This window comes from Phyllobacterium sp. LjRoot231, from assembly GCF_964253365.1.
Classification (GTDB): domain Bacteria; phylum Pseudomonadota; class Alphaproteobacteria; order Rhizobiales; family Rhizobiaceae; genus Phyllobacterium.
Genome location: NZ_CAXUQT020000001.1, coordinates 2,824,205 through 2,847,653, shown reverse-complemented (window position 1 = coordinate 2,847,653; position 23,449 = coordinate 2,824,205). Strand labels below are relative to the sequence as shown.

Annotated in this window: 18 protein-coding genes and 1 tRNA gene; 11 read left to right on the top strand and 8 right to left on the bottom strand. The window is 53.4% G+C overall.

The window, feature by feature from the left end; genetic code table 11:
- Positions 1 to 9: 9 nt before the first annotated feature.
- Positions 10 to 1,434: a PLP-dependent aminotransferase family protein gene (locus ACSQ3H_RS14060; protein WP_436117622.1), complete on the top strand. Its 1,425-nt coding sequence runs from the start codon at positions 10 to 12 to the stop codon at positions 1,432 to 1,434.
- On the opposite strand, the gene ACSQ3H_RS14055 is transcribed toward ACSQ3H_RS14060, so the two are convergent.
- The 4 genes from ACSQ3H_RS14055 to ade are packed head-to-tail and all read right to left on the bottom strand — an operon-like array spanning position 1,410 to position 5,567.
- Complete coding sequence (locus tag ACSQ3H_RS14055) at positions 1,410 to 1,946, bottom strand: DUF1697 domain-containing protein (protein ID WP_436117621.1); 537 nt, start codon at positions 1,944 to 1,946, stop codon at positions 1,410 to 1,412. The genes ACSQ3H_RS14060 and ACSQ3H_RS14055 overlap by 25 nt on opposite strands.
- The gene (locus ACSQ3H_RS14050) at positions 1,943 to 2,488 is read right to left on the bottom strand and encodes a DUF1697 domain-containing protein (protein ID WP_436117620.1); all 546 of its coding nucleotides are present in this window, start codon (positions 2,486 to 2,488) and stop codon (positions 1,943 to 1,945) included. The genes ACSQ3H_RS14055 and ACSQ3H_RS14050 overlap by 4 nt, the downstream gene beginning before the upstream one ends.
- 8 nt (positions 2,489 to 2,496) lie before the next feature.
- Entirely contained in the window at positions 2,497 to 3,756 is a 1,260-nt protein-coding gene (gene ilvA, locus ACSQ3H_RS14045) for a threonine ammonia-lyase IlvA (RefSeq protein WP_436117619.1), read from the bottom strand.
- Complete coding sequence (ade, locus tag ACSQ3H_RS14040; protein WP_436117618.1) at positions 3,753 to 5,567, bottom strand: adenine deaminase; 1,815 nt, start codon at positions 5,565 to 5,567, stop codon at positions 3,753 to 3,755. The genes ilvA and ade overlap by 4 nt, the downstream gene beginning before the upstream one ends.
- A 253-nt stretch (positions 5,568 to 5,820) precedes the next feature.
- Between ade and ACSQ3H_RS14035 the strand changes: the two genes are divergently transcribed.
- The 3 genes from ACSQ3H_RS14035 (at position 5,821) to ACSQ3H_RS14025 (ending at position 8,848) form a co-directional block, all read left to right on the top strand.
- Entirely contained in the window at positions 5,821 to 6,798 is a 978-nt protein-coding gene (locus tag ACSQ3H_RS14035; protein WP_436119448.1) for a tripartite tricarboxylate transporter substrate binding protein BugD, read from the top strand.
- A 76-nt stretch (positions 6,799 to 6,874) separates the two neighbouring features.
- On the top strand, positions 6,875 to 7,336 hold the full coding sequence (locus ACSQ3H_RS14030; RefSeq protein WP_436117617.1) for a tripartite tricarboxylate transporter TctB family protein: 462 nt from the start codon (positions 6,875 to 6,877) through the stop codon (positions 7,334 to 7,336).
- Between the two features lie 9 nt (positions 7,337 to 7,345).
- Positions 7,346 to 8,848 (top strand): tripartite tricarboxylate transporter permease, encoded by a 1,503-nt coding sequence (locus tag ACSQ3H_RS14025; protein WP_436117616.1) that lies wholly within the window; start codon positions 7,346 to 7,348, stop codon positions 8,846 to 8,848.
- Between the two features lie 9 nt (positions 8,849 to 8,857).
- Here ACSQ3H_RS14025 and ACSQ3H_RS14020 read toward each other — a convergent pair whose 3' ends face one another.
- The 3 genes from ACSQ3H_RS14020 to wrbA form a co-directional block, all read right to left on the bottom strand.
- Complete coding sequence (locus tag ACSQ3H_RS14020) at positions 8,858 to 10,327, bottom strand: ArnT family glycosyltransferase (RefSeq protein WP_436117615.1); 1,470 nt, start codon at positions 10,325 to 10,327, stop codon at positions 8,858 to 8,860.
- Positions 10,328 to 10,452: 125 nt separating this feature from the next.
- Positions 10,453 to 10,538: transfer RNA gene (locus tag ACSQ3H_RS14015), tRNA-Leu, on the bottom strand.
- A 166-nt stretch (positions 10,539 to 10,704) separates the two neighbouring features.
- Entirely contained in the window at positions 10,705 to 11,304 is a 600-nt protein-coding gene (gene wrbA / locus ACSQ3H_RS14010) for an NAD(P)H:quinone oxidoreductase type IV (protein WP_436117614.1), read from the bottom strand.
- A 174-nt stretch (positions 11,305 to 11,478) separates the two neighbouring features.
- Here wrbA and ACSQ3H_RS14005 point away from each other — a divergent pair, with 174 nt between their 5' ends.
- From ACSQ3H_RS14005 to gpt, 3 genes are all read left to right on the top strand, one after another.
- On the top strand, positions 11,479 to 12,228 hold the full coding sequence (locus tag ACSQ3H_RS14005) for a competence/damage-inducible protein A (protein ID WP_436117613.1): 750 nt from the start codon (positions 11,479 to 11,481) through the stop codon (positions 12,226 to 12,228).
- Between the two features lie 108 nt (positions 12,229 to 12,336).
- Complete coding sequence (locus ACSQ3H_RS14000) at positions 12,337 to 13,179, top strand: universal stress protein (protein WP_436117612.1); 843 nt, start codon at positions 12,337 to 12,339, stop codon at positions 13,177 to 13,179.
- A 146-nt stretch (positions 13,180 to 13,325) separates the two neighbouring features.
- Entirely contained in the window at positions 13,326 to 13,823 is a 498-nt protein-coding gene (gpt, locus tag ACSQ3H_RS13995; protein ID WP_436117611.1) for a xanthine phosphoribosyltransferase, read from the top strand.
- A gap of 9 nt (positions 13,824 to 13,832) precedes the next feature.
- Here the strand turns inward: gpt and corA are convergent, their stop codons facing one another.
- On the bottom strand, positions 13,833 to 14,873 hold the full coding sequence (gene corA / locus ACSQ3H_RS13990) for a magnesium/cobalt transporter CorA (RefSeq protein ID WP_436117610.1): 1,041 nt from the start codon (positions 14,871 to 14,873) through the stop codon (positions 13,833 to 13,835).
- A gap of 297 nt (positions 14,874 to 15,170) precedes the next feature.
- Between corA and ACSQ3H_RS13985 the strand changes: the two genes are divergently transcribed.
- The 4 genes from ACSQ3H_RS13985 to ACSQ3H_RS13970 all read left to right on the top strand — a co-directional run bounded on the left by ACSQ3H_RS13985 (position 15,171) and on the right by ACSQ3H_RS13970 (position 22,945).
- The gene (locus ACSQ3H_RS13985; RefSeq protein ID WP_436119447.1) at positions 15,171 to 15,605 is read left to right on the top strand and encodes an NUDIX hydrolase; all 435 of its coding nucleotides are present in this window, start codon (positions 15,171 to 15,173) and stop codon (positions 15,603 to 15,605) included.
- A 644-nt stretch (positions 15,606 to 16,249) separates the two neighbouring features.
- Positions 16,250 to 20,047: a vitamin B12-dependent ribonucleotide reductase gene (locus tag ACSQ3H_RS13980; RefSeq protein WP_436117609.1), complete on the top strand. Its 3,798-nt coding sequence runs from the start codon at positions 16,250 to 16,252 to the stop codon at positions 20,045 to 20,047.
- A gap of 246 nt (positions 20,048 to 20,293) precedes the next feature.
- Positions 20,294 to 22,591, top strand: coding sequence for an AAA family ATPase (locus tag ACSQ3H_RS13975; protein ID WP_436117608.1), 2,298 nt, complete (start codon positions 20,294 to 20,296; stop codon positions 22,589 to 22,591).
- Positions 22,592 to 22,651: 60 nt separating this feature from the next.
- On the top strand, positions 22,652 to 22,945 hold the full coding sequence (locus ACSQ3H_RS13970) for a hypothetical protein (RefSeq protein WP_436117607.1): 294 nt from the start codon (positions 22,652 to 22,654) through the stop codon (positions 22,943 to 22,945).
- Positions 22,946 to 23,449: the final 504 nt, after the last annotated feature.

Sequence of the window (23,449 nt, the reverse complement as noted above, 5' to 3'; positions counted from 1 at the left end):
GCAGTACAGATGGATGAAACCCTTGGATTTTTGGGAGGAAGCAGCACACTGGTGAATCGCGTGACGCATGAGATTCGCCAACGCATTGCGGGGCGCACACTTACACCGGGCGCGAAACTGCCTTCGATCCGAAGCTTTGCCGAGACGATGTCGGTATCCAAATCGACAATTGTCGAAGCATATGACCGGCTCGCGGCCGAAGGTGTCATTCAGTCCCGGCGCGGATCAGGTTTTTATGTCGCTGGTCACCTGCCGCCTTTGTCACTGGCAGAAATCGGGCCGCGGCTGGACCATGCCATTGACCCGCTTTGGGTGTCGCGCACATCGCTCGATGCAAATGACGACATGGCAAAGCCCGGCTGTGGTTGGCTGCCCTCGTCATGGATGCCTGAAGCAGGAATTCGCCGCGCTCTGCGCGCCGTGGCAAGGGCGGATAAGTCCTCCCTCACCGACTATGCATCGCCGCTCGGGTTGAAACCATTGCGCCAACTGCTTGCACGCCGCATGAGTGAACATGGCATTGAGGCCGCAGCCGATCAGATCATGTTGACGGAGTCGGGCACGCAGGCAATCGATCTTCTTTGCCGATTCCTTATAGAACCTGGCGATGCGGTGATCGTCGATGACCCCTGCTACTTCAATTTCCACGCCTTACTCAAGGCGCATCGTGCCAAGGTGATCGGCGTACCATACACACCGAATGGTCCCGACCTCGACCATTTTGCCGAAGTGGTCGCGGAATACAGCCCTCGCCTCTACATCACCAATTCCGCCCTGCATAACCCGACTGGCGCAGTGCTTGCACCCGTCGTCGCCCATCGGCTGCTCAAGCTTGCCGAACAGCACGGTCTGACAATCATCGAAGATGATATTTTTGCCGATTTCGAACATGAACCAGCGCCACGGCTGGCAGCTTTCGATGGCCTCGACCGGGTCGTGCATATTGGCAGCTTTTCCAAATCGCTGTCGGCATCTGTTCGCTGCGGTTTCGTGGCTGCACGACGCGATTGGATCGAAGGGCTGGTGGACCTGCGCATCGCTACATCCTTTGGCGGGGGGCGTCTGGCTGCAGAACTTGTGCTGTCCATGTTGAAGGATGGAACCTATCGCAAGCATATGGACAGCTTGCGCACACAACTCGCGCGGAGCATGGGTGACACAATCGCCAAGCTAAAGCCACTTGGCATAATTCCTTGGGTCGAACCCCGCGGTGGCATGTTCCTGTGGTGCAAACTGCCGGACGGCGTGGATGCTGTAAAAATCGCACAGCGCGGGCTGGCGGAAGGGATCATTTTTGCGCCAGGCAATGTGTTCAGCCAGTCGAAGGCCGCCCATTCCTATATGCGTTTTAACGTAGCGCAGTGCGCCGACCCGCGTATTTTCAGTGTGCTGGAAGGGCTCATTGCCGATCAGACTGCCGCTGCCAATTCCTGAAGAGCCAAAACGGTACGCCAGTTACGCGCAGTGAGCGGCACTTTCAGTACCCTATCAAGCGCGAGAGCGAGCTTGGACGTACCGAAACCATCAGGCGTATACAGATAGAGTATGCGGTTCCTGATAGTAAAACTTTCGGTTTCGATCGCCTTGCTGGCAAAATTATCCAGTGCGATGTCAGTCGGGTCGTCATCAAGGATGACGGCATGAAGCGACTTTGGATTTTCCTCCGCTTGGGGATAAGGATTCTTCGCGATCATGCAGTTCCATTCATCAATATTACGGATGGAGACACGCGATTCAAAACTGAATGTTTTCGAAAAAATGCCCGAAATTGTCTCGGCAATCTGGCGCGCCGTCTTGTTGGATCTGAGAACGACATTGCCGCTCTGGACATAGGTTTTCACACCCTCGAAGCCCGCCTCAACGAGCACGTTCCGCAGCGTTTCCATCTTCACTTTCTTGCTGCCGCCGACGTTGATGCCACGAAAAAGCACAATATAGATGGTCACTTCGCATCCCTTCCCAGTAGCTTTGCCAAATGGGCCAGCCTGAGTACTGTATTCCAGTTTCTCGCTGTAGCTGCAATCTTCAATGTTTTTTCAATCTTAGGGTGCAGTCTTGCATTCGAAACGCCTTGCGGTGTGTAATAATACAGCACCCTGCCTCTTATCTCGAACTGCTCCGGCCCTATTGCTTTTTGCTCCAACGCCTTCACCGCCTCTGCATCAGGTGCCCGCTCCAGAACATAGGCATGAAGTTTGGCCGGTTCACTCACAGCCTGTGGGAACGGATTGTTAGCGATGAGCTTGGCCCATTCCGCCCTACTAACGACCATGATGTGCTTGGAGAAGCCAAAATGCTCCAGTGCGATCGTAGCCACACGCTTAACGATACGCTTTGGCGTATCGTCTGAGGTAAGAACGACATTGCCGGTGTTGATGTAGGTTACGACGGACTCAAAACCTTCCTCGACCAAAGCCGCTTTCAATGGCTGCACGGGGAGCAACGTATCACCGCCGACACCGCGAAACAGGATGATCCAGGTGGTCATTTGCCCCCTCAGATAATCAATCCGGCAATGGTTTCGTTATCAGTGATGTCCTGATAGGCCCACCCTGCCTCGTCAAAACGTTTGAACAGCGTGTCGAAATTGACCTTGTTCTTGGTTTCGATACCGATGAGCACGGAGCCGAAATTACGTGCGGACTTCTTGAGGTATTCGAATCGGGCGACATCATCTTCTGGTCCGAGCAAGTCAAGAAACGAACGCAAGGCGCCGGGCCGTTGGGGAAACCGGAAGATGAAATATTTCTTCAGCCCCTCATAGCGCAGTGACCGCTCTTTCAACTCCGGTAGGCGTTCGAAATCGAAATTGCTGCCGGAAATAACCAGCACAATCCGCTTGCCCTTGATATCGCTCTTCTTGAAATCCTTGAGCGCATCAATGGCGAGAGCACCTGCCGGCTCCACAACGATGCCTTCGACATTGAGCATTTCGAGAATAGTCGAGCTCAGGCGATTTTCCGGAATAAGAGTTACAGAATCCGCCGTGAAGCCCTTGAGAAGTCTGAAGTTCTCGCGGCCGATCTCAGCGACAGCTGCGCCATCCACAAAGTTATCGACAGAATCAAGTTTGACGCGTTTGCCTGCTTCGAGACTGCGCTTCAGGCTTGGCGCACCGGCAGGTTCAACGAAGCGGAAGCGCGTTTCCCAGCCGAGATCGGTCAGATAGCGCGTAACACCGCCGGAAAGCCCACCTCCGCCGACTGGCAAGATCATCAAGTCGGGCTTGCGTTTGTCCGGCAGTTGCGTGGCGATCTCATGTGCGACGGTCGCCTGTCCAGTGATGATATCTATATGATCAAAGGGCGGTACCATGACAGCGCCAGTTTCGGCGGCATAATCCTGTGCTGCTGCATAGCATTGGTCAAAAATATCGCCGAAGAGGCGTATCTCGATGAACTCGCCGCCAAAACTGCGGGTCTTGTCGATTTTTTGCTGCGGCGTTGTTACCGGCATGAAGACAACGCCCTTTTTGCCGAAATACCGGCAAATAAAGGCAAAACCCTGTGCGTGGTTTCCGGCCGATGCACAAACGAAGGATGCGTTCTCCGATTTATGTTCGTTCAAATAATGAGAGATGAAATTGAACGCACCCCTGATCTTGTAGGACCGCACCGGCGACAAGTCTTCGCGCTTGAGCCAGATTTGCGCACCGTATTTATGGGAGAGATAGTGATTGAGTTGGAGCGGCGTTTCCGGGAATAGCGCGCGCATTTTTTCTGTCGCGCGATCCACGGCCTTTATGAATGCAGTCATAGGAACAGGTCAACCTTCTCGAATGTTCTGACATCGATAATGCCGACATCCGAAATACGCAATTCCGGAATGACCACCAGCGCCAGCAGGGAATGTTGCATATAGGCGTTGTTGAGACTGCAACCCATGGCGCGCATGGCACCGACGAGTTTGTCTGCTTTCGCCGCAACTACTTCCGCGCGTTGATCGGACATAAGACCCGCGATCGGCATCTCTACCATGGCGAGTTCGCGGCCTTTTGAGAACAGCACCACACCACCACCAACCTCACCAAGTCGATTGGCAGCCTTGGCCATATCTTCCTTGTTAGTGCCGACGACGATCATGTGGTGGCTGTCGTGGGCGACGGTCGAGGCCATCGCGCAATCGAGCGTATAGCCGAAGCCAGAAACGAAGCCATTGACCACCTTTCCTGTGCCACGATGCCTCTCGACAAGCGCGATCTGGCAGACGTCATTCCGGCGGTCCATCTGAACGATGCCGTCTGAAACGGATAACTCCGCTTCCAGCGCTTTTGTCGGCGCCTGATTTTCGATCACGCCAATAACGCGTGCGGTGACATGTTTGGCAGGTTTCGGCGATTTGATGTCGAAATCCCTGGCTTGCAGTTTCTTGCCGAGCTTGATCGTATTCTTGGAAAATGCCGGATAGTCATAGGCTGGAATATCCGCGACGAGCTTGCCCTTCTCCGCAACGAGCGTCCCGCGGGCGTAAACACGATCAATCGTGAGCTCTGCAAGGTTCGACACGATGAGAAAATCGGCGAGACGGCCCGGCGTAATCGAGCCGATCTCCCGCTCCAGCCGAAAATGCTGCGCTGTGTTGAGTGTTGCCATCTGGATCGCTGTCACAGGTTTCAAACCTTGGGCAATCGCGTGGCGAACAACGCGGTCCATATGACCATCGTTCACAAGCGTGCCGGAATGACTGTCATCGGTGCACAGGATAAAATTGCGTGGATCGAGGCCCTGCTCCGTAACCGCTTTAATCTGCCGGGCAACATCGTACCAGGCGGATCCAAGACGCAGCATTGCCCGCATACCCTGGCGCACGCGGGCTATGGCATCCTCCATCCGTGTGCCTTCGTGATCGTCTTCAGGGCCACCCGCAACATAGCCGTGAAAGGCGCGGCCGAGCTCAGGCGAGGCGAAATGTCCCCCGATGGTTTTTCCGGCCTTGACTGTCGCATCAATTGCACCGCGCATGGTTGCATCATTGTTGGCAACGCCCGGGAAGTTCATCACCTCACCAAGCCCTATAATATTGGGCCATGTCATCGCCTCGGCAACGTCTGCCGGACTGATGGACGCGCCTGCATTCTCCAATCCCGGCGCCGATGGAACGCAACTCGGCATCTGCACATGCACATTGATGGGCATGGCAAGCGCCTCATCATGCATCAGCCGGACACCATCGAGCCCTAGCACATTGGCGATCTCGTGCGGGTCGATGAACATCGAGGTCGTCCCATGGGGAATGACGGCGCGCGTGAACTCCGTCACCGTGACCATGCCGCTTTCGACGTGCATGTGAGCGTCACAAAGGCCCGGCACGAGATAACGGCCGCCCGCGTCAACGACCTTCGTTTTCGGACCGATACAATGTTCTGCGCCCTGACCGACAAAGGCAAAGCGCCCAGCCACGATGGCTATATCGACGCCTGCAATGATTTCGCCGGAATAGACGCTGACCAGACGGCCATTGCGCACGACCAGATCCGCATGACTGCGACCCATGGCGACGTCCACCAGCAAAGGCGCTGATTCCGTCCACGTCTGCGGCTTGTTGGCGGTTTTTGCCTGTTTGCTCATCGTCATCACCTCTGGTCATTCAATCCGTACGAACAATGCATATACCAAAAAGAGCGTTGCGGCCCTGTTCACAGTAGAATTGTCAAAAAAATCAGCGAAATCCATGAATTACTTGACAGACCCCTTATCGTTGCGTCCGATAGGTCAAATGCTGCGCTTCGAAAATGGCGCTGCCAATACTCGGGAGGAAAATGGCGCTGGCGGTGCCATCGGCGCTGGTTCGTTCATATGGATTATTCTGGGAGGAACATTAATGCGCAAACTGTTTATTTCACTGGCTGCCACGGCAGCCCTCGCTCTGATCTCTGGCACAGCAGGTGCCCAAGGCTATCCTGAACGCAGCATCACCATGGTCGTGCCATTCGCTGCGGGTGGCCCCACCGACACTGTGACGCGCCTCGTTGCTGAATCCATGTCAAAGGACCTCGGCCAGCAGATTATCGTTGAAAACGTCGGCGGCGCCGGCGGCACGCTCGGAGCCTCTCAGGTAGCGAAAGCAGATCCCGACGGATATACGCTATTGCTACATCATATCGGCATGGCAACCAGTGCCACGCTATATCGCAAGCTGCCCTATGACACGCTGAACGCCTTTGAATATGTCGGACTCGTCACAGACGTCCCAATGACTATTGTTGCCAAGAAAGATTTCGAGCCGACAGATCTCAAAGGCCTCATTGAATACGTCAAGGCAAATGCCGACAAGATCACCCTGGCAAATGCCGGTATCGGCGCAGCCTCACATCTTTGCGGCATGTTGTTCATGAGCGAGATCAAGACATCGCTGGTGACGGTTCCTTACAAAGGCACGGGCCCAGCCATGACTGATCTCCTTGGCGGGCAGGTCGATCTGATGTGCGACCAGACAACCAACACGCTGAAGCAAATAAAGGGCAATACGATCAAGGTATATGCGGTGACATCGGCCAAACGGCTGGACGCACTTCCAGAGATTCCAACTGTCGCGGAAAGTGGCTTGCCGGGAATGCAGGTCGGTATCTGGCACGGCATATATGCGCCGAAGGGAACACCTGCAGAAATTACCGGAAAGCTGTCAGCATCCCTGCAAAAAGCGTTGAAAGACCCCAACATCATCGCTCGATTTGCTGAACTTGGCACTGTGCCGGTGACTGATGCGGAAGCGACGCCCGCAGGTCTCAAATCGAAGCTGGAAAGCGAAGTGACGCGCTGGAAGCCCGTTATCGAGGCTGCCGGTCAATACGCTGATTAATTGACAGTGGGTCAGGAACAGTAGAACGCTCCTGATCCGTTTCATCAAAAAGCGCCGTCAAACGGTGGGGAAACGTATGAAATCCTTAAGTTTTAGCTCGCGCGATCTGATTTGCGGTCTACTGTTCATATTCGTTGGCTTGTTCTTCGCCATACAGGCCTATGGCCTCGAGCTTGGAACAGCTTTCCGCATGGGACCAGGTTATTTTCCGCTGGTTCTGGCGGGAATACTTGTGCTCCTTGGCATTATCGTCCTCATCCAGGGCACCCAGATCGAGCATGAGCCGATGGGGCCGATCGCCTGGCGCGGTCTGCTGTTCATTTTGCCGGCCCCGATCCTGTTCGGGTTGACCGTTCGAGGTCTTGGGTTCGTTCCTTCCCTGTTTCTTACTGGTCTTCTCGCTGCATTCGCCAGCACAAAAATGCGCCCGGGACCCGCCTTGCTTCTGGTTGGCGGATTGACCCTCTTTTCCGTGATTGTCTTCAGCTATGCCCTCGGCCTGCCCTTCCGGCGCTTTGGCCCCTGGCTTGGACAGTGAGGGCGCGCCATGGATCTTCTTAGCAATCTTGCCCTCGGCTTCGCCACCGCTGCCTCGCCTTACAACCTTTTGTTTTGTTTTATCGGCGTCATTCTCGGCACGCTTATCGGCGTGCTTCCTGGCATCGGTGCTACAGCGACCATCGCGATGCTTTTGCCTCTAACGTTCCAACTCGAACCCGTCTCCTCCCTTATCATGCTGGCCGGCATCTATTACGGCGCGCAATATGGCGGCTCGACCACCGCCATCCTGATCAATATGCCGGGCGAATCCTCATCGGCTGTTACGGCGATCGATGGATACCAGATGGCCCGCAAAGGTCGTGCCGGAGCGGCGCTTGCCATCGCAGCGATAGGTTCGTTCTTTGCCGGAACGGTGTCCACTATTCTGGTTGCGGTGTTCGCACCACCTTTGACGGCCATCGCATTGAGATTTGGCTCGGCAGAATACTTTTCACTGATGATCGTCGGTCTTGTTTCGTCAGTTGCACTCGCCCATGGTTCTGTGGTCAAGGCGCTCGGCATGGTCGCTCTGGGTCTTCTTCTCGGCCTCGTTGGGACAGACATTTATACCGGCACACCACGGTTCAATCTCGGAATTCTCGAACTGTCGGATGGCTTGAATTTTGTAGCGCTCGCGGTCGGCGTATTCGGTATTGCTGAAATCCTGCGCAACCTTGAAAACGAACACGAGCGTGACGTGGTGATCAAAAAAGTCAGCAATCTCATGCCAACCCGTGAGGACTGGAAGGCGATGGCCGCACCAATTCTTCGTGGAACAGCGATCGGTTCGGCCTTGGGGATTTTACCGGGAGGAGGTGCGATTCTCGCGTCGTTCGCATCTTATACTGTCGAAAAACGCATCTCGAAAACGCCGGGCGAATTCGGTAAGGGCGCAATCGCTGGTGTTGCAGGCCCAGAATCAGCCAACAATGCCGGCGCACAGACGTCGTTCATTCCTATGCTGACCCTCGGCATCCCTGCCAATCCTGTGATGGCGCTGATGATCGGCGCCATGATCATTCAGGGTATTGTGCCCGGGCCCAACGTTGCTACAGAGCAGCCTGCATTGTTTTGGGGCATTATTGCTTCCATGTGGATCGGCAATCTGATGTTGATCATGCTCAACCTGCCGTTGATCGGACTTTGGGTTAAGCTGTTGACCATTCCTTACTACATGCTGTTTCCGGCCATCATCGCCTTCTGTTCGATCGGCGTTTACAGCGTCAATTCCAATGTGTTCGATCTTTACGCGGTCGCCTTCTTTGGCCTCATCGGCTACGGGCTGGCTAAACTCCGCTGCGAACCGGCGCCGCTGCTGCTCGGTTTCGTGCTCGGGCCGCTATTGGAAGAGCATCTTCGCCGGGCCATGATCATGTCGCGCGGCGATCCTACGACTTTCGTCAGCCGCCCGATCAGCCTCGTTTTGTTACTCCTCGCGGCCGCTGTTCTCGTGGTCGTGCTACTGCCGAGCATCCGAAAGAAACGCGATGAGGTTTTTGTCGAGGACTAACCAAGGACCTCATTTGGCGGGAACGATAAAATAGCTCACCCGCTCTGACTGAGCGGGATAGTATTTGTAGGTAAGATCCAAATGTCTGATGTCGGCCGGTGGCGAGGAAATACCGGCTCCGTTGAGCAGACTCAGCACAGCCGGATTCATCTCATCTCCAAACCAGACGAAAAGCGCCGGAAAACGGATGCGTGATACGGCGTTCGGCATTTCCAGATGGACCGGATCGATGGAATTGTCGAAGAGACGCAGATTACCCGGCAATTGCGGTCCGTTTGACACGACAGTCTGATAGTTTCCCTCGGCGCGTGTTACCGCAAAAAGTCTGGCATAGTCCAACTGGCCGATCGACGGCGTTTTTCCGTCGCGGGCGTACAAAATGTTCACCGCCAACCCCGGAATAACAATCAAACCGCAGATCGCACCGACAATGGCGAAGCGTTTCAGCGGTAGATCCGTTCTGATATAGCGGCCCAGAAGCATGGAAAGATATAGCGGACTCAGAAAGAGAACGGGTTGCAGCCAGCGATCCTTCACCTCGGCTGCACCACTGATAAGAACCCCGACAAAGACAGCTGCCAGCGCAAACAGTAGAATTCTGGTGACGAATTTTTCACCGTCACTCCAGTTTTGGGGCGGTGATATCTGCTCGGCACGGCTTCTCCACCATGCGCCAGCGAAGAACACCAGCGCCACACCCGAGAAAAGAATACCATTAAGGAAGAGCTTCCATTCGCCGTGGAGACGACTAATGATGAACTTCCCTCCCTCATTGATTTCGAATTTATGAGACCGCGCCAGCAAGTTATCGGTGTGTGCAAGCGTCCAAAGTCCGGTTGGCGTCACGGCAATGATGAACACGACCAATGTCATAATACTCTTGCGCGACAGCAAAACCGATCGATATGCCGGAATGGAAAAACCAGCCAAAATCAATGCTATGAGGAAGAAACTTGCGTTGAATTTTCCGAGCAGACCCGAGGCGATGCCAAGTCCAAGCAACGCAGCGGAAATCCACGAACGCGATTTCATGTGCCAGGCAAAGGCTAGGAACGCCCATGCACATCCAGTTGTTCCACCTACAGAATGGGTCAGCGTCCGTTGGGATTCCCAAGCAATCTGGGGCAGCAGGAATATGCCAACCATGCCAGCTGCAGCCACCGATTTCGACAGGCCAAGCAGCCGTGCTCCGAAATAGACACTGACAAAAGAACTGGCAAGCAGGCCGAATTTTACAAGGTAAATGGTAAACAGGCTGATCCCTAGAAGATCGCCTGCAATACTGTTGATCCAGGTATAGAGCGGTGCCTGTGAACCGCCATAACCCCACTGCAGGGCACCGACATAGGCCAACTGCTCCGCGTCATCTACACCGGCGCCATTCGAGATCGTCGTCAGAAAAAAGACCTGAAACGCGAAATAGAGCAAAACGAACAAGAGTGCCGGATTTTGTAAGGCGATTTGTTTGATTTTGCTCACTGGAGATTGAACCAAAATGGCAGGCATTGCTTTCTCACACCGTTGAGTGTGCCGCTTCTATGCGAAGTTGGACGTCAAATCCAGCCGTACTAAGGCTTGGATTATTTTCTATGAATTGATTGATCTGGTGCGGACGGCGGGGGTCGAACCCGCATGACCTATGGCCGAGGGATTTTAAGTCCCTTGCGTCTACCAGTTTCGCCACGTCCGCGCGAATTGCTTTTCGACGGTTAATGCGATTCAGTCAATCGTTGTTTCTCATAGAAAGAGATCAAACCGCACCCGGCAATGCTTATCGGATCCAGGAAATTCATCCTCATAAAAGGAAAAAACCCGGCATACTCGCCGGGTTTTCACGTACGTCTGGCATTCTGGAATTACCCGTGCAGCTTGATCGTAATTTCCGCGACGCGCTTGCCCTGAAACTTTGCACCCTCAAGTTCCTGAGCCGAAGGCTGACGCGATCCATCGCCGTCTGCAGTTGTCGTGATACCGTACGGCGCGCCGCCACGGACGACGTCATTGCCCATCTGTGCCTGATAGGCATAGGAAAGCGGGACGATAATCATGCCATGATGCTGCAACTGCCACTGGGTCGATACAATTGCAAGTTCCTGGCCGCCGTGCTGGGTTGCGGACGATGCCATCACCGAACCGATCTTGTTGATCAATGAGCCCTTCGCCCAAAGACCACCGGTCTGGTCGAAAAAGTTCTTCATCTGTGCGGACATCGAGCCGAAACGCGAAGAAACGCCTACGATGATCGCATCGTAGTTTTCGAGTTCGGCCGGTTCCGCGATCTCAGCCTTCTGGTCAAGCTTGTAATGATAAGACTGGGCAATCTCCAGCGGTACCAGTTCAGGCACGCGCTTAACGGTGACGTCCGCGCCCGCTCCCTTTGCTCCTTCCGCAGCGGCATAGGCCATTTGTTCCATATGTCCCCAACTCGAGTAGTAAAGCACCAGTACTTTCGCCATGACAGGTCTCCAGTTTTGAAATTTTTCCGACGGTCGAGCCGCAACAGCACGGCAAGGTACGCATTTCGGGGTGCATTAAAAGAAACAACATCGCGACAAACTGTTCACCATTTGAAATGGCTTGCGACGATCCGTTCGGAGAATTACGGTCGCCTTCCCGCTAGGAGAATTTTTATGACTGATGAAGTTGTGACCGCAGCCATGCTGGCCATTGGCGATGAATTGCTGTCAGGCCGGACAAAGGACAAGAACATAGGCCACCTCGCGGATATTCTCACAGCCGTCGGCATCGATCTTGAAGAGGTGCGCATCGTTCCGGACGAAGAAGACCGTATTATCGAAGCCCTCAATGCCCTGCGGGAACGCTACGAGTATGTCTTCACGTCGGGCGGGATCGGGCCAACTCACGATGACATAACGGCTGATGCGATTGCAAAGGCGTTCGGTGTGCCGTGCGAACACGACGTGACAGCGATGAAACTCATGGGTGATAATTATGCGTCACGCGGGATCGAATTCACTGAAAGCCGCCAGCGCATGGCGCGCATGCCACGCGGCTCGACACACATCGACAATCCTGTTTCGACAGCACCTGGCTTCCATATCGGCAATGTCTACGTGATGGCAGGCGTCCCGTCAGTTTTCCAGGCAATGCTCGACAATGTAATTCCGACACTGAGGGTAGGCAAGAAGCTGCTGTCCCGTTCAGTGAACTGCCCCTTTGGCGAAGGTGCGATTGCCGTTCCGCTCCGGAATATCCAGGCTACCCATCCAGATACGATCATCGGTTCCTATCCGAAGTACGAAAACGGCAAATTCTCGACAGAACTGGTTGTCAGAGCGCGCGACGAACAGAAACTTGCTGCAGCGGAAACAGCCGTGAAGGAAATGGTTGCAAATATCGCTACTCAACCTGCGCAATGACCTGCTTTGAATCGACGCAAGTTGTCCAAAACGCAAAGCAATTGTTGCGCGGGAGGCGTATAATGATGCCTGATGCATTCGAGGATGCAACAACCTATGGAGGCCAACATGGCATTTCGCACGATCATCGCTTTCATTCGCAGTGAGCGTGAAGCAAAGAGGGTTATAGGCGCTGCAAAGTTGATCGCTTCGTCCAGCGAGCGCACTCATATCATCGGCCTCTACACGATCCCCTCCCCGATTGTTTATGCCGACCCTACGGGTTTTGCCGATACAACATTGTTCGAAGCCCATGAACAGCGCCATAAGGAAAACTCGGAAGCGATTGCTGCCCTTTTCGGCACGGAAATGTCGACCGGCACCATTTCCCACGAATTTCGTATTGTGCGGTCCGAAAGCAGCAGCCCGTCAGCCGGTGTAACGCAAAGCGCCCTCCGCGCCGACATCATCATCGCCGGTCAACCTGATCCCAATGACCCAGACAGCGTCAATGACGTCACCGACCCGCTGGTCATGGAGAGCGGACGACCCGTTTTGTTTGTCCCATACAAAACGCCGCTGCCGGAAAAGATCGATCGTGTCGTCGTTGCCTTCAACGGCAAGCGCGAAGCATCGCGCGCTGCATTCGATTCACTCCCCTTGCTGCTCAAGGCTGAAAGTGTCGATATCATCTGGGTTGATCCGAAGAAATCCAACGATCCGAACGTCGATATCCCCGGCACACCACTTTCTGACGCACTTCGCCGTCATGGCGTCAATGTACATCCCCACACAATCAATTCGAACGGGGAATCTGCCGATAAGGTGTTGCGGCGCCGGATTTCCGAAAACGACGCGTCATTGTTCGTAATGGGGGCCTATAGCCAGTCTCGACTAAAGGAATGGGTCTTCGGCGGTGTCACCAGTTCTATAATGGCTGACATGCCTTGTCTGACATTGATGTCGCGCTGAACACACCCCGTAAATCACACTTTTCTCGTCAGAACAGATCGCGGGCAGCGTAAGCTGCTTGCCATGGGCTTGCTTTTACCGCTATTGCGAGATGCATTCCTGGCGGATTTTCCGCTACGTTGTATTTTTCTGTTGGAGTGCATGCCATGTCCCTTCCCGACAAAGCTTTTCCGGTCTCCTGGGATCAATTTCACAGGGATGCCCGCGCCCTCGCTTGGCGTGTTGCCGGCATGCAGCGTGAGTGGCGCGCGATGGTCGCGATTACTCGAGGTGGGTTGGTCCCAGCGGCCATCATCTGCCGCGAGCTTGGCATTCGTATGATCGAGACTGTGTGCATTGCCTCCTATCATGACTACGACGAGCAAGGCGACCTCAAGGTTCTGAAGGATGTTGATCCCCGGCTTTTGGAGAACGAAGGCGAAGGCATTCTGGTCGTCGATGACCTGACCGATACGGGCAAGACGGCTGCCATCGTGCGCGCGATGATGCCGAAAGCGCATTTCGCGACCGTTTATGCAAAACCTAAGGGACGCCCGCTCATCGACACGTTCGTAACGGAAGTCTCGCAAGATACCTGGATATATTTCCCTTGGGATATGGGCCTAACTTACCAGGAGCCGATCACTAAGGGCCATGGTGGGTAGAAATTATCGCTAAAGCCAGCCGCTCTTGCGAAATCGCCAGAATAGCGTCAGGCACACGGTGATCATCACGCCCATGATCCAGTAGTATCCATTGGGAGACTCCAGTTCGGGCATGTATTTGAAATTCATGCCGTAAATACCGGCGATTGCCGTTGGCACGGCCAGTATCGCCGCCCACGCAGCGAGACGCTTTGAAATAACTGTCTCTTGGCTTTGCCCAACAAGTAAACTAGCCTCGAAAGCGAACGCCAGAACCTCACGTAAACCGTCGATCTTCTCCTGAACAGTGCGAACATGATCGGTCACGTCCCTGAAGTGTGGCTGCATCGCCGTTTGAATTTGTGGCAAATCCGTATTGCTCAGTCGCCCGCAGACATCGACAAGCGGACCAACGGCATTGCGCAGACGCAATAGATCGCGGCGCAACATATAGAGCCGCTCGATGTCGCTGCTGGTCATAGGTTTCGTCAGAACGCGATCCTCGATCGATTCCACCTCATCATGAATAGCCTCCAATACGGGCATGTAGTTATCAACGATGAAATCGAGAATTGCGTAAAGGATGAAATCTTCCCCTTTTGCAAGGGCATAAGGTGAAGTCTCCCAATGCTGGCGGACCGCCGCATAGGAAGTCGACGCCCCATGTCGAACGCTTACAATATATCCCTTTCCGAGGAAGACGTGCGTTTCACCGAATGCCACGCGGCCATCAATAAGCTGTGCCGTTCGCGCCACGATGAAAATCGCATCGCCATATTGTTCGAGCTTGGGGCGTTGATGGGCATGTTCAGCATCCTCGATAGCCAAGCTATGCAGTCCGAACTGCTTTTGAACCCGGTGCAGAAGTTCGCCATTCGGCTCCAATAACCCGATCCAGACGACGTGTCCCTCTTTGCGAGTCCACGTGCCAGCTTCATCGATCGATATATCCGCGATGCGCTGGCCGTTAGCGTACACACACGATGCTACAACACTAACACTTTCATCCTCTGAAGTCGTAACATCCAACGCTGGAGGAACTTCTTCGAACGACGATCGAGAAAATGTCATTGTGCCTCCCATTTTGCGGTTTGGCACAGATTATCCCTTGTAGTCCCGCCTTTCCAGTTATCTCTTAGTCGGGTCCCGACCCTATATGCTCGGCGGCTGCCAGCTGAATTCTGATGTGATTTTTTTGCACTGCTGTTCAAAAAAATGTCATAAGTCGCATATAAGCATCAACCTGTAGCCGGTGAACGATTGCGGATTATGCGAATCGGTTCACACTTGCTGGAAAACAAGCCCAGAACGAGCGGAACATTGAACGTAACCTATCAAAACGAGATCGTAACGGATAAGCGGATCGAAATGCCCAATGGCAGAGTCTGCCAGGTCGCCGCGCTCGTGTATCGTGTGAAAAAAAATCTACCTGAAATCCTCTTGATCACGAGCCGCGGCACGGGCCGGTGGGTGGTGCCTAAAGGTTGGCCGCAGATTGGTAAGACTTTTGCTCAATCGGCCGAGAGAGAAGCCTATGAAGAAGCCGGCGTGCGCGGCGACATAGCACCCTTTTCAATCGGCACATACACATACGAAAAGCATGATATGGGCGATGGTGAATGCGGCGATTTCGTCGTTGATGTTTTCCCCATGCGCTTTTCGCATCAGGAAAAGAATTGGCCTGAGCGCGGCGAACGTCGACTCGATTGGGTCAGCATCGAGGAATCTGCACAGCGCGTCGAAGAGCCTGGATTGAAGGCCATCATTGCAAGCTTTGATCCCGGAATCGTAACTAGCCGCTAAAGCGCCGTCCCACCTAACGAGCCTTGGCCCCAACTGGTTTCCCTCGTTTTCTCAAATATTTATAGCATTCCCCGGTGGCCCCGACTCTTTGGCGGCTGCCAATATCTGTCCAAGTTTCTCCCCGTTATCCACATATGTGACACACAAGATATTGCGGTCACAATTATGTAAAAAACTATGACTTGACGCTTACACGCGAGTCATTTTTTATGGTGAACGGCGTTGCGTTGGTGGCGTGACCGGAGTGTCTGTAACCGGCCTTTTTCCAGTTTATACAGTGTTTGCCAGAGCTTGCATCTTATGGTGTGCGCAAGCGATGAGTCATGTTTAAAACGGAGAAATCGTTTGCACACAGATAAAATATTTTGTTGGGTAAATGGCCGATTAACACTATATTTAGTGTTTACAGGCAGAATAATTACCAGATAGTGTGACAGTCCTTAAGGGGTAAGAATCACACAACAGGCGTCAAAATAAGGGCCACCAAGCCTGTAAATGACGCGGGAAACCGCGTCGATGAGGGCCAAGGTGTAGCAACCGGTTTCAGCGATTGGAATCGATTAGGGTGGGATTGTGTCCATAGCGCGCGCAACACTTCACACGGCGCCCGATGGATACTATATATAGAGACAAGGACGAGAAAGATGCGGATCGAACGGCGTTTTACCAAAGAGAACCAGTCAGCCTACGCGGAGATCGAATTTCGTGTAGCGACGAGTGAGATCAAAAACCCGGACGGATCGATCGTTTTCCGTCTGGAGAATATCGATGTTCCGGCCCAGTTCAGTCAGGTGGCAGCAGATATTCTTGCACAGAAGTATTTTCGCAAGGCCGGTGTGCCTGCCAAGCTGAAGAAGGTTGAGGAAAACTCCGTCCCTTCATGGCTGTGGCGTTCCGTAGCCGATGAGGAAGCCCTGGCCGCACTGCCTGTCGATGAACGGTATGGCTCCGAAATGGATGCGCGCCAGGTTTTCGACCGTCTTGCTGGCACCTGGACTTATTGGGGCTGGAAGGGCAAGTATTTCGATAGCGAAGCTGATGCCCTCGCCTTTCGCGACGAGCTTGCTTACATGCTGGCCACTCAGCGCGTTGCGCCCAACTCACCGCAATGGTTCAATACCGGTCTGCATTGGGCTTATGGCATCGACGGTCCCGGTCAAGGCCACTATTACGTCGACCCTGACACCGGCAAGCTGACCAAATCCAAATCTTCCTACGAGCATCCGCAACCGCATGCATGCTTCATCCAGTCAGTCGCTGACGATCTGGTCAATGAAGGCGGCATCATGGATCTGTGGGTGCGTGAAGCGCGTCTGTTCAAATATGGTTCCGGTACAGGCTCTAACTTCTCTTTCCTTCGCGGTGAAGGCGAAAAATTATCCGGCGGCGGCCGTTCATCCGGCCTGATGTCTTTCCTGAAGATTGGCGATCGCGCTGCGGGCGCCATCAAGTCGGGCGGCACGACCCGCCGTGCCGCCAAGATGGTGGTCGTTGACGTCGATCATCCGGATATCGAGGAATATATCGACTGGAAGGTGAAGGAAGAGCAGAAGGTTGCGGCTCTCGTCACCGGCTCCAAGATTGTCAAGCAGCATCTGGCTGCCATCATGAAGGCTTGCGTCAATTGCGAAGCCGACAATGGCGACTGCTACGAGCCGACCAAAAATCCGGCGCTAAAGCGTGAAATCAAGGCCGCGAAGAAGAACCAGGTTCCAGAGAACTACATCCAGCGCGTCATCCAGTTCGCCAAGCAAGGCTACACGGATATCGACTTCAAGACCTATGACACGGACTGGGATTCGGAAGCCTATCTGACTGTTGCCGGTCAGAATTCCAATAATTCCGTTTCGCTCAAGGACGAATTTCTGCGCGCAGTCGAAAATGATGGCAATTGGAACTTGACCGCCCGCAAGGACGGCAGGGTGATGAAGACCCTAAAGGCGCGCGATCTTTGGGAAAAGATCGGTTATGCTGCCTGGGCATCCGCTGATCCGGGCTTGCACTTCAACACAACTATGAATGATTGGCATACCTGCCCGGCCGCTGGTCCGATCCGCGCATCCAATCCATGCTCGGAATACATGTTCCTGGATGACACAGCCTGCAATCTAGCCTCGATCAACCTTCTGACTTATCGTGGCAAGGACGGCAAAATCGACGTTACCGGCTTCGAACATTCGGCCCGCTTGTGGACGATCGTTCTCGAGATTTCGGTAATGATGGCGCAATTCCCCTCCAAGGAAATCGCCAAGCTCTCCTATGAATACCGCACGCTCGGACTTGGCTATGCTAATATTGGCGGTCTGTTGATGACCTCGGGCATCCCTTATGACAGCGCTGAAGGCCGTGCCATTGGCGGTGCGCTTACCGCGATCATGACCGGCACCGCCTATGCCACCTCCGCCGAAATGGCGAAGGAACTCGGTGCGTTCAATGGCTATGCCCCGAACGCTGCCAACATGCTGCGCGTCATCCGCAACCATCGCCGCGCCGCGCATGGCGAGAACCAGGGCTATGAAGGCCTCGCCGTAAATCCTGTTGCCCTGATTGCGGCCGATTGCCCGGATCAGGATCTGATCACACATGCGAAGGCCGCTTGGGACAAGGCTCTGAAACTTGGCGAAAAGCATGGCTACCGCAATGCGCAAGCTACTGTTATTGCCCCGACAGGCACGATCGGCTTGGTCATGGACTGCGACACAACTGGCATTGAGCCGGACTTCGCATTGGTCAAGTTCAAGAAGCTGGCTGGTGGCGGCTACTTCAAGATCATCAACCGCGCCGTGCCCGAAGCTCTGCGCACGCTTGGCTATTCGGAAAGCCAAATCGCCGAGATCGAAGCCTATGCTGTTGGTCATGGCAATCTCAATCAGGCACCCGGCATCAACCCCGGGTCGCTAAAGGCCAAGGGCTTTACAGATGAAATCATTGCGACGCTCAATACGGCACTGAAGTCAGCCTTCGACATCAAATTCGCAGTCAACAAATGGACGATCGGCGAAGACTTCGCCAAGAATGTTCTCGGTTTCACCGACGAGCAGCTCAACGATATTTCCTTCGAGATATTGCCGGCACTCGGCTTCTCCAAGAAGGAAATCGAAGCCGCCAATATCCACATTTGCGGTGCGATGACACTTGAAGGCGCTCCCTTCCTCAAGGAAGAGCATTATCCGGTTTTCGATTGTGCCAATCCTTGCGGCAAGATCGGCAAGCGTTATCTTTCCGTTGACAGCCACATCCGCATGATGGCCGCCGCCCAGCCCTTCATTTCCGGCGCGATCTCCAAGACCATCAACATGGCGAACGAAGCAACTGTCGAAGATTGCAAGTCTGCTTACATGCTCTCCTGGAAGCTGGCACTGAAGGCCAATGCACTCTACCGCGACGGTTCCAAGCTGTCACAGCCGCTGAATTCTTCATTGCTCGCCGATGAAGACGAGGATGAGGATGATGCAATCGAGGCGCTGATCGAAGCCCCGGCAGCTGCCCGTGCCGTTCAGGTCACCGAAAAGATAGTCGAGCGCATCGTTGAACGATACATTCACGATCGCGAGAAATTGCCGAACCGTCGCAAGGGCTACACCCAGAAGGCAGTTGTTGGCGGGCACAAGGTCTATCTGCGAACCGGCGAATTCGATGATGGCCGTCTTGGCGAAATCTTCATCGACATGCACAAGGAGGGCGCTGCTTTCCGGGCCATGATGAACAACTTCGCCATCGCCATCTCGCTGGGCCTGCAATACGGTGTGCCGCTGGAAGAATATGTGGAGGCCTTCACCTTCACCAAGTTTGAACCAGCCGGTATGGTCCAAGGCAATGACGCGATCAAGAACGCCACGTCGATCCTCGACTACCTGTTCCGCGAACTCGCCGTCTCCTACCTTGACCGCCATGACCTCGCTCATGTCGATCAGTCGGACTTCTCCAACACCTCGCTTGGCCGCGGTATTTCCGAAGGCAAGACCCAGCCAGTCTCGAAGGGCCTGACACGCGGCGCTTCTCTGACTGTTGTTTCGCCGAACAAGGCTGATCCAAAGGGTTTTAGCAGCGCAGGGGGGACAGGCGTCGTCAGCGCGCCCAAGGCAACTGCGTCATCAAATGTCACGACCCTCGCCAGCCGAACAGCAACGGCGATTGCCGCGAAGCCAACGATTGCAGTGGTCAGCCAGGAATCGACAGCCTTCAAGCGCGACTATGAGGAGCGCGCAAAGGATCAGGCAGACGCAACTCCGGCATCTGCCCTGTTCGAGGACACTGATGCAGAAGCCGCAGCGGAAGAAGCCAAAGCCGAAGCAAGGAAAGTAATGTCCGATCGCCGCATCAAGTCGATGATGCAGGGCTATACCGGTGACAGCTGCTCGGAATGCTCGAACTTCACGATGGTTCGTAATGGGACATGCTTGAAGTGCGACACATGCGGGAACACTTCCGGGTGCAGCTGAGCATGCCGAGTTGGGTTTTTGAAGCATGACATGAGTAGCCTGATATGGCCCCACGGCAACGAAAAACGTCGACTAAGTAGGTCGATGTGTCCCAGCTCAGACTGATTTAGAATGGTCAAAAGGCCCGGCGCTAAGCGTTTGGGCCTTTCTGACTCAGCTAAAGCAAGCAGCCATGGGTCCATACTGGAAATCAGTCATAGATGCCGACTGTGAGACTCGGACAAGTCGAGGGGGAGACAAGCAGGCATGGAAAATGAACTAACAGTATTTAGAACTTTAAAATCTTTTTCCGGTGCAGGTGTTTGGAAAGCTCACCTTGATCCCAAAGGCGAACATGAATTTTCTGCCAAGACCTTAATCTACGGATTTAACGGCACAGGAAAAACAACGCTGTCGCGTGTTTTTGCGTCCATCGAGCGCGGCGAAATTGAAAGTCGCTTGCCTAGCAGTTGCAGCTTTGAATTCGTGCTCTCGGATGGCACGACGTTGTCCTCCAAAGCACTACAGAACCCATTTGCGAAACGCTTGCTTGTGTTCAATCAGGATTTCATCGAGCGAAACTTCCAGTGGGACAACAGCGTCGCGGAGCCCATTTTTTACTTGAGTGAGCAGACTATTGAGGCAAAGGCAAAATATGACGCGGCGATACATGACTTTGATGATGCTGATACTCGGGACCATACCGCAAAGGCTGCGGAGATTAAGGCCATTAAAACTTTGGGGGATTTCAAAACGAGGGTGGCTAAACGTGTGCGGGAACTAGCTCCGTCCCAACGCTATTCCCAATCCTTTGACGCTAGGAAAATAGAACCATCCTATTCAGGCGCGACCTATTCGACGGAGAATATTCTGAGTCCCAAGGACCTGAATTCTCGTCAAGCGCTTTTGGCTGAAGCTGAAGCAAGGCCGTCGCTCACAGAATTAGGCAGTCTGACTTTCCCGCTGGCGGAGTGGTGGCAATCCCAAATGGCGCTGTTGATTTCCTCTCCGGGATCAATTTTGGCTGAAGAGTTTCGGCATCACGGCACTGCTCTCACGTGGGTTAGCGAGGGTCTCCATTATCACGAAGCAAATGAGCTCAACACGTGTCTACTCTGCGGCAGTACACTCACACTCGAGCGAAGAAAATACTTGGCGCGTAGTTTCGATTCTCGGTGGGAAAGTTTTATTCACGATATAAAAGCTTCCAACGACAATTGTTCAGACTATCTCGCTGAACTTCGCGCAGCCTATCAGGCTCTTCCAAAAGAAGTTGAACTTCAGGCGAGTGTGCAGGTGGACGGGAAGGTCACCAGACCTATGCTCGAAGGAAACATCGCAGCATTGGGTAGGCGATTCAAGCAGCTTGCCGAGTTGTTGACCGCAAAGTCGCTGAACCCCTCGTTAGTTCCCGAGATACCCGCAGATCTGGTCGCATTTTCAACGGCGGATTGGTTCAGAGAGTTTGAAGCATATCGTAGCGCTTGGAATGTGATTGTCTCTAGTCACAATCGAGAACATTTGGAGTTTTCGAAACGCCAGGAACACGCGTTTGAAGAAATTCGAGATCACGTTCTCGCAGAGGAACGATCCGACTGGATTTCCTTGTTCGAGAATGTTGCGAGTACAGCAAGCATCGCCAAAGCTGCCCATGTAACATTGAGAGAAGCCCGACAGAAACGAGATCAGCTAAGTGACTCAATAAGAACTCATGGCGCAGGAGCCGATAAACTCAACAAGATGATAACCAGCTACCTCGGCCATGGTGACATTTCTGTTCGAACGTCCAACGAAGGCTATCAACTTATGCGCGCTGACGGAAAGCCGGCGGCTCAATTGAGTGAGGGTGAAAAGGCCGCACTGGCCTTTTGTTTCTACCTAACTCAATTCGAAGCAGAGGGACGAAAGAAAAAGGATTTGATCGCAGTTATCGACGATCCAATATCGAGTCTTGACACTTCGGCTCGAACCCATGCCTTCAGTCTAATGAGCAGAATTACGAAGGATTGTCGGCAGACCATTGTCTTGACCCATAACATTTCGTTCATGAACATGGTGAAACGCGAATTCACGAAGAAAGACGGCCGCCCTTCGAGCCTTTTCCAACTAGAATGCGTTTCCCTTGCACAAAACCCGAATGATAGATCTACGCGCCTAACACCGATGAATCGATTGATCAAAGATTACAATACAGAATACCATTACCTCTTTGAACTGATACTCATGGCTTCCAGAACTGGTGCGTCTGACCATCACTATCTCCTTCCTAATGCTACACGCAAACTTTTAGAAATTTTCACCGCATTCAGTGCACCGGATCAGACTAACTTTGCTGCCTCACTAGGCTCTACTGGAGTTCAGCTGAAGAAGAATGATCCAAAGGCTTTGGAGCGTCTTGTGCAAATTGAATCACATGGGACCATGGATGGACTGGCGTCGCTCCCAGCATTGACTGTTGAAGAAGCAATAAGGGCAACCAAAGCAGCTATTGAGTTCATCCAAATTAGGGATAAACAACACTTCAAAGCAATGTGTCGCGTTTGTCAGGTTTCCGAAGACGCATAGGTATAGTCAAAACCGCAAGTCCAACACTTAAGAAGTAACGAAATAGGAATAGGATTCTACATGTCTGATCAAGATCGAACGATGAACGTCAAGGAAGCTGTGAAAATTGCCAAAGAATACGCTGCCCACATCTTTGAAGAAGACGGTATGTCAAACTTCGGTCTCGAAGAAGTCGAGTATGACGTCGACCATGACGAGTGGTTGATTACTGTTGGCTTTTCGCGACCGTGGAGTTCATCAAGAAACGCCCTTTCCGCAATCACAGGCGAGGCTTCTCCTAAGCGACTCTACCGCGTCGTCAGGATCAATGCCAAGGGCGATGTTCTTTCGGTAAAACGCCGTGTCGATGAATAAGTCTATCATCCTAGACACAAATCTTGCTGTTTTATTGGTAGTCGGATTGGTTAGACGCGATCAAATAGGCGTACACAAGCGGACCCGGAGCTTTGACCAAAATGATTTTGAGATACTTGCGGGGATCGTATCCCGGTCAAGAGGATTGGTATTTACCTCGAATGTCCTTACCGAGACGTCAAACCTTGTCAGGCAAACGAACGATCCGTTGAGAACGCAGCTAACTAAGTTTCTTGCAGGAAATATCGCGGGGGCATCGACCGCGATATCAGTAGACAGTCAAGCGGGGTTTGAGAGGAAAGAATATGAGCGATTGGGACTGACGGATGCCATTCTCTTGCATCTTTCAGCCGTGAGTGGCGACTCGGTAATTGTTACGGATGATTTGGATCTATATCTTGCCGCTGCAACAGACGGATTAGGGGTCATTAATTTCACGCATTTGAGGGCTCAGCGCTCGGATTTTTGATGAGGCGGGCCGGGGCCCGCCTTCGCACCGTATTG

Bases quoted from the DNA above. Each gene is read 5' to 3' on its own strand.
- gpt (WP_436117611.1), top strand. From the start codon at position 13,326: ATGTCCCTTCCCGACAAAGCTTTTCCGGTCTCCTGGGATCAATTTCAC.
- wrbA (WP_436117614.1), bottom strand. From the start codon at position 11,304: ATGGCGAAAGTACTGGTGCTTTACTACTCGAGTTGGGGACATATGGAA.
- ACSQ3H_RS13980 (WP_436117609.1), top strand. From the start codon at position 16,250: ATGCGGATCGAACGGCGTTTTACCAAAGAGAACCAGTCAGCCTACGCG.
- ACSQ3H_RS13985 (WP_436119447.1), top strand. From the start codon at position 15,171: ATGCCCAATGGCAGAGTCTGCCAGGTCGCCGCGCTCGTGTATCGTGTG.
- corA (WP_436117610.1), bottom strand. From the start codon at position 14,873: ATGACATTTTCTCGATCGTCGTTCGAAGAAGTTCCTCCAGCGTTGGAT.
- ade (WP_436117618.1), bottom strand. From the start codon at position 5,567: ATGAGCAAACAGGCAAAAACCGCCAACAAGCCGCAGACGTGGACGGAA.
- ACSQ3H_RS13970 (WP_436117607.1), top strand. From the start codon at position 22,652: ATGTCTGATCAAGATCGAACGATGAACGTCAAGGAAGCTGTGAAAATT.
- ACSQ3H_RS14000 (WP_436117612.1), top strand. From the start codon at position 12,337: ATGGCATTTCGCACGATCATCGCTTTCATTCGCAGTGAGCGTGAAGCA.
- ACSQ3H_RS14025 (WP_436117616.1), top strand. From the start codon at position 7,346: ATGGATCTTCTTAGCAATCTTGCCCTCGGCTTCGCCACCGCTGCCTCG.
- ACSQ3H_RS14060 (WP_436117622.1), top strand. From the start codon at position 10: ATGGATGAAACCCTTGGATTTTTGGGAGGAAGCAGCACACTGGTGAAT.
- ACSQ3H_RS14050 (WP_436117620.1), bottom strand. From the start codon at position 2,488: ATGACCACCTGGATCATCCTGTTTCGCGGTGTCGGCGGTGATACGTTG.
- ACSQ3H_RS14035 (WP_436119448.1), top strand. From the start codon at position 5,821: ATGCGCAAACTGTTTATTTCACTGGCTGCCACGGCAGCCCTCGCTCTG.
- ilvA (WP_436117619.1), bottom strand. From the start codon at position 3,756: ATGACTGCATTCATAAAGGCCGTGGATCGCGCGACAGAAAAAATGCGC.
- ACSQ3H_RS14030 (WP_436117617.1), top strand. From the start codon at position 6,875: ATGAAATCCTTAAGTTTTAGCTCGCGCGATCTGATTTGCGGTCTACTG.
- ACSQ3H_RS13975 (WP_436117608.1), top strand. From the start codon at position 20,294: ATGGAAAATGAACTAACAGTATTTAGAACTTTAAAATCTTTTTCCGGT.
- ACSQ3H_RS14005 (WP_436117613.1), top strand. From the start codon at position 11,479: ATGACTGATGAAGTTGTGACCGCAGCCATGCTGGCCATTGGCGATGAA.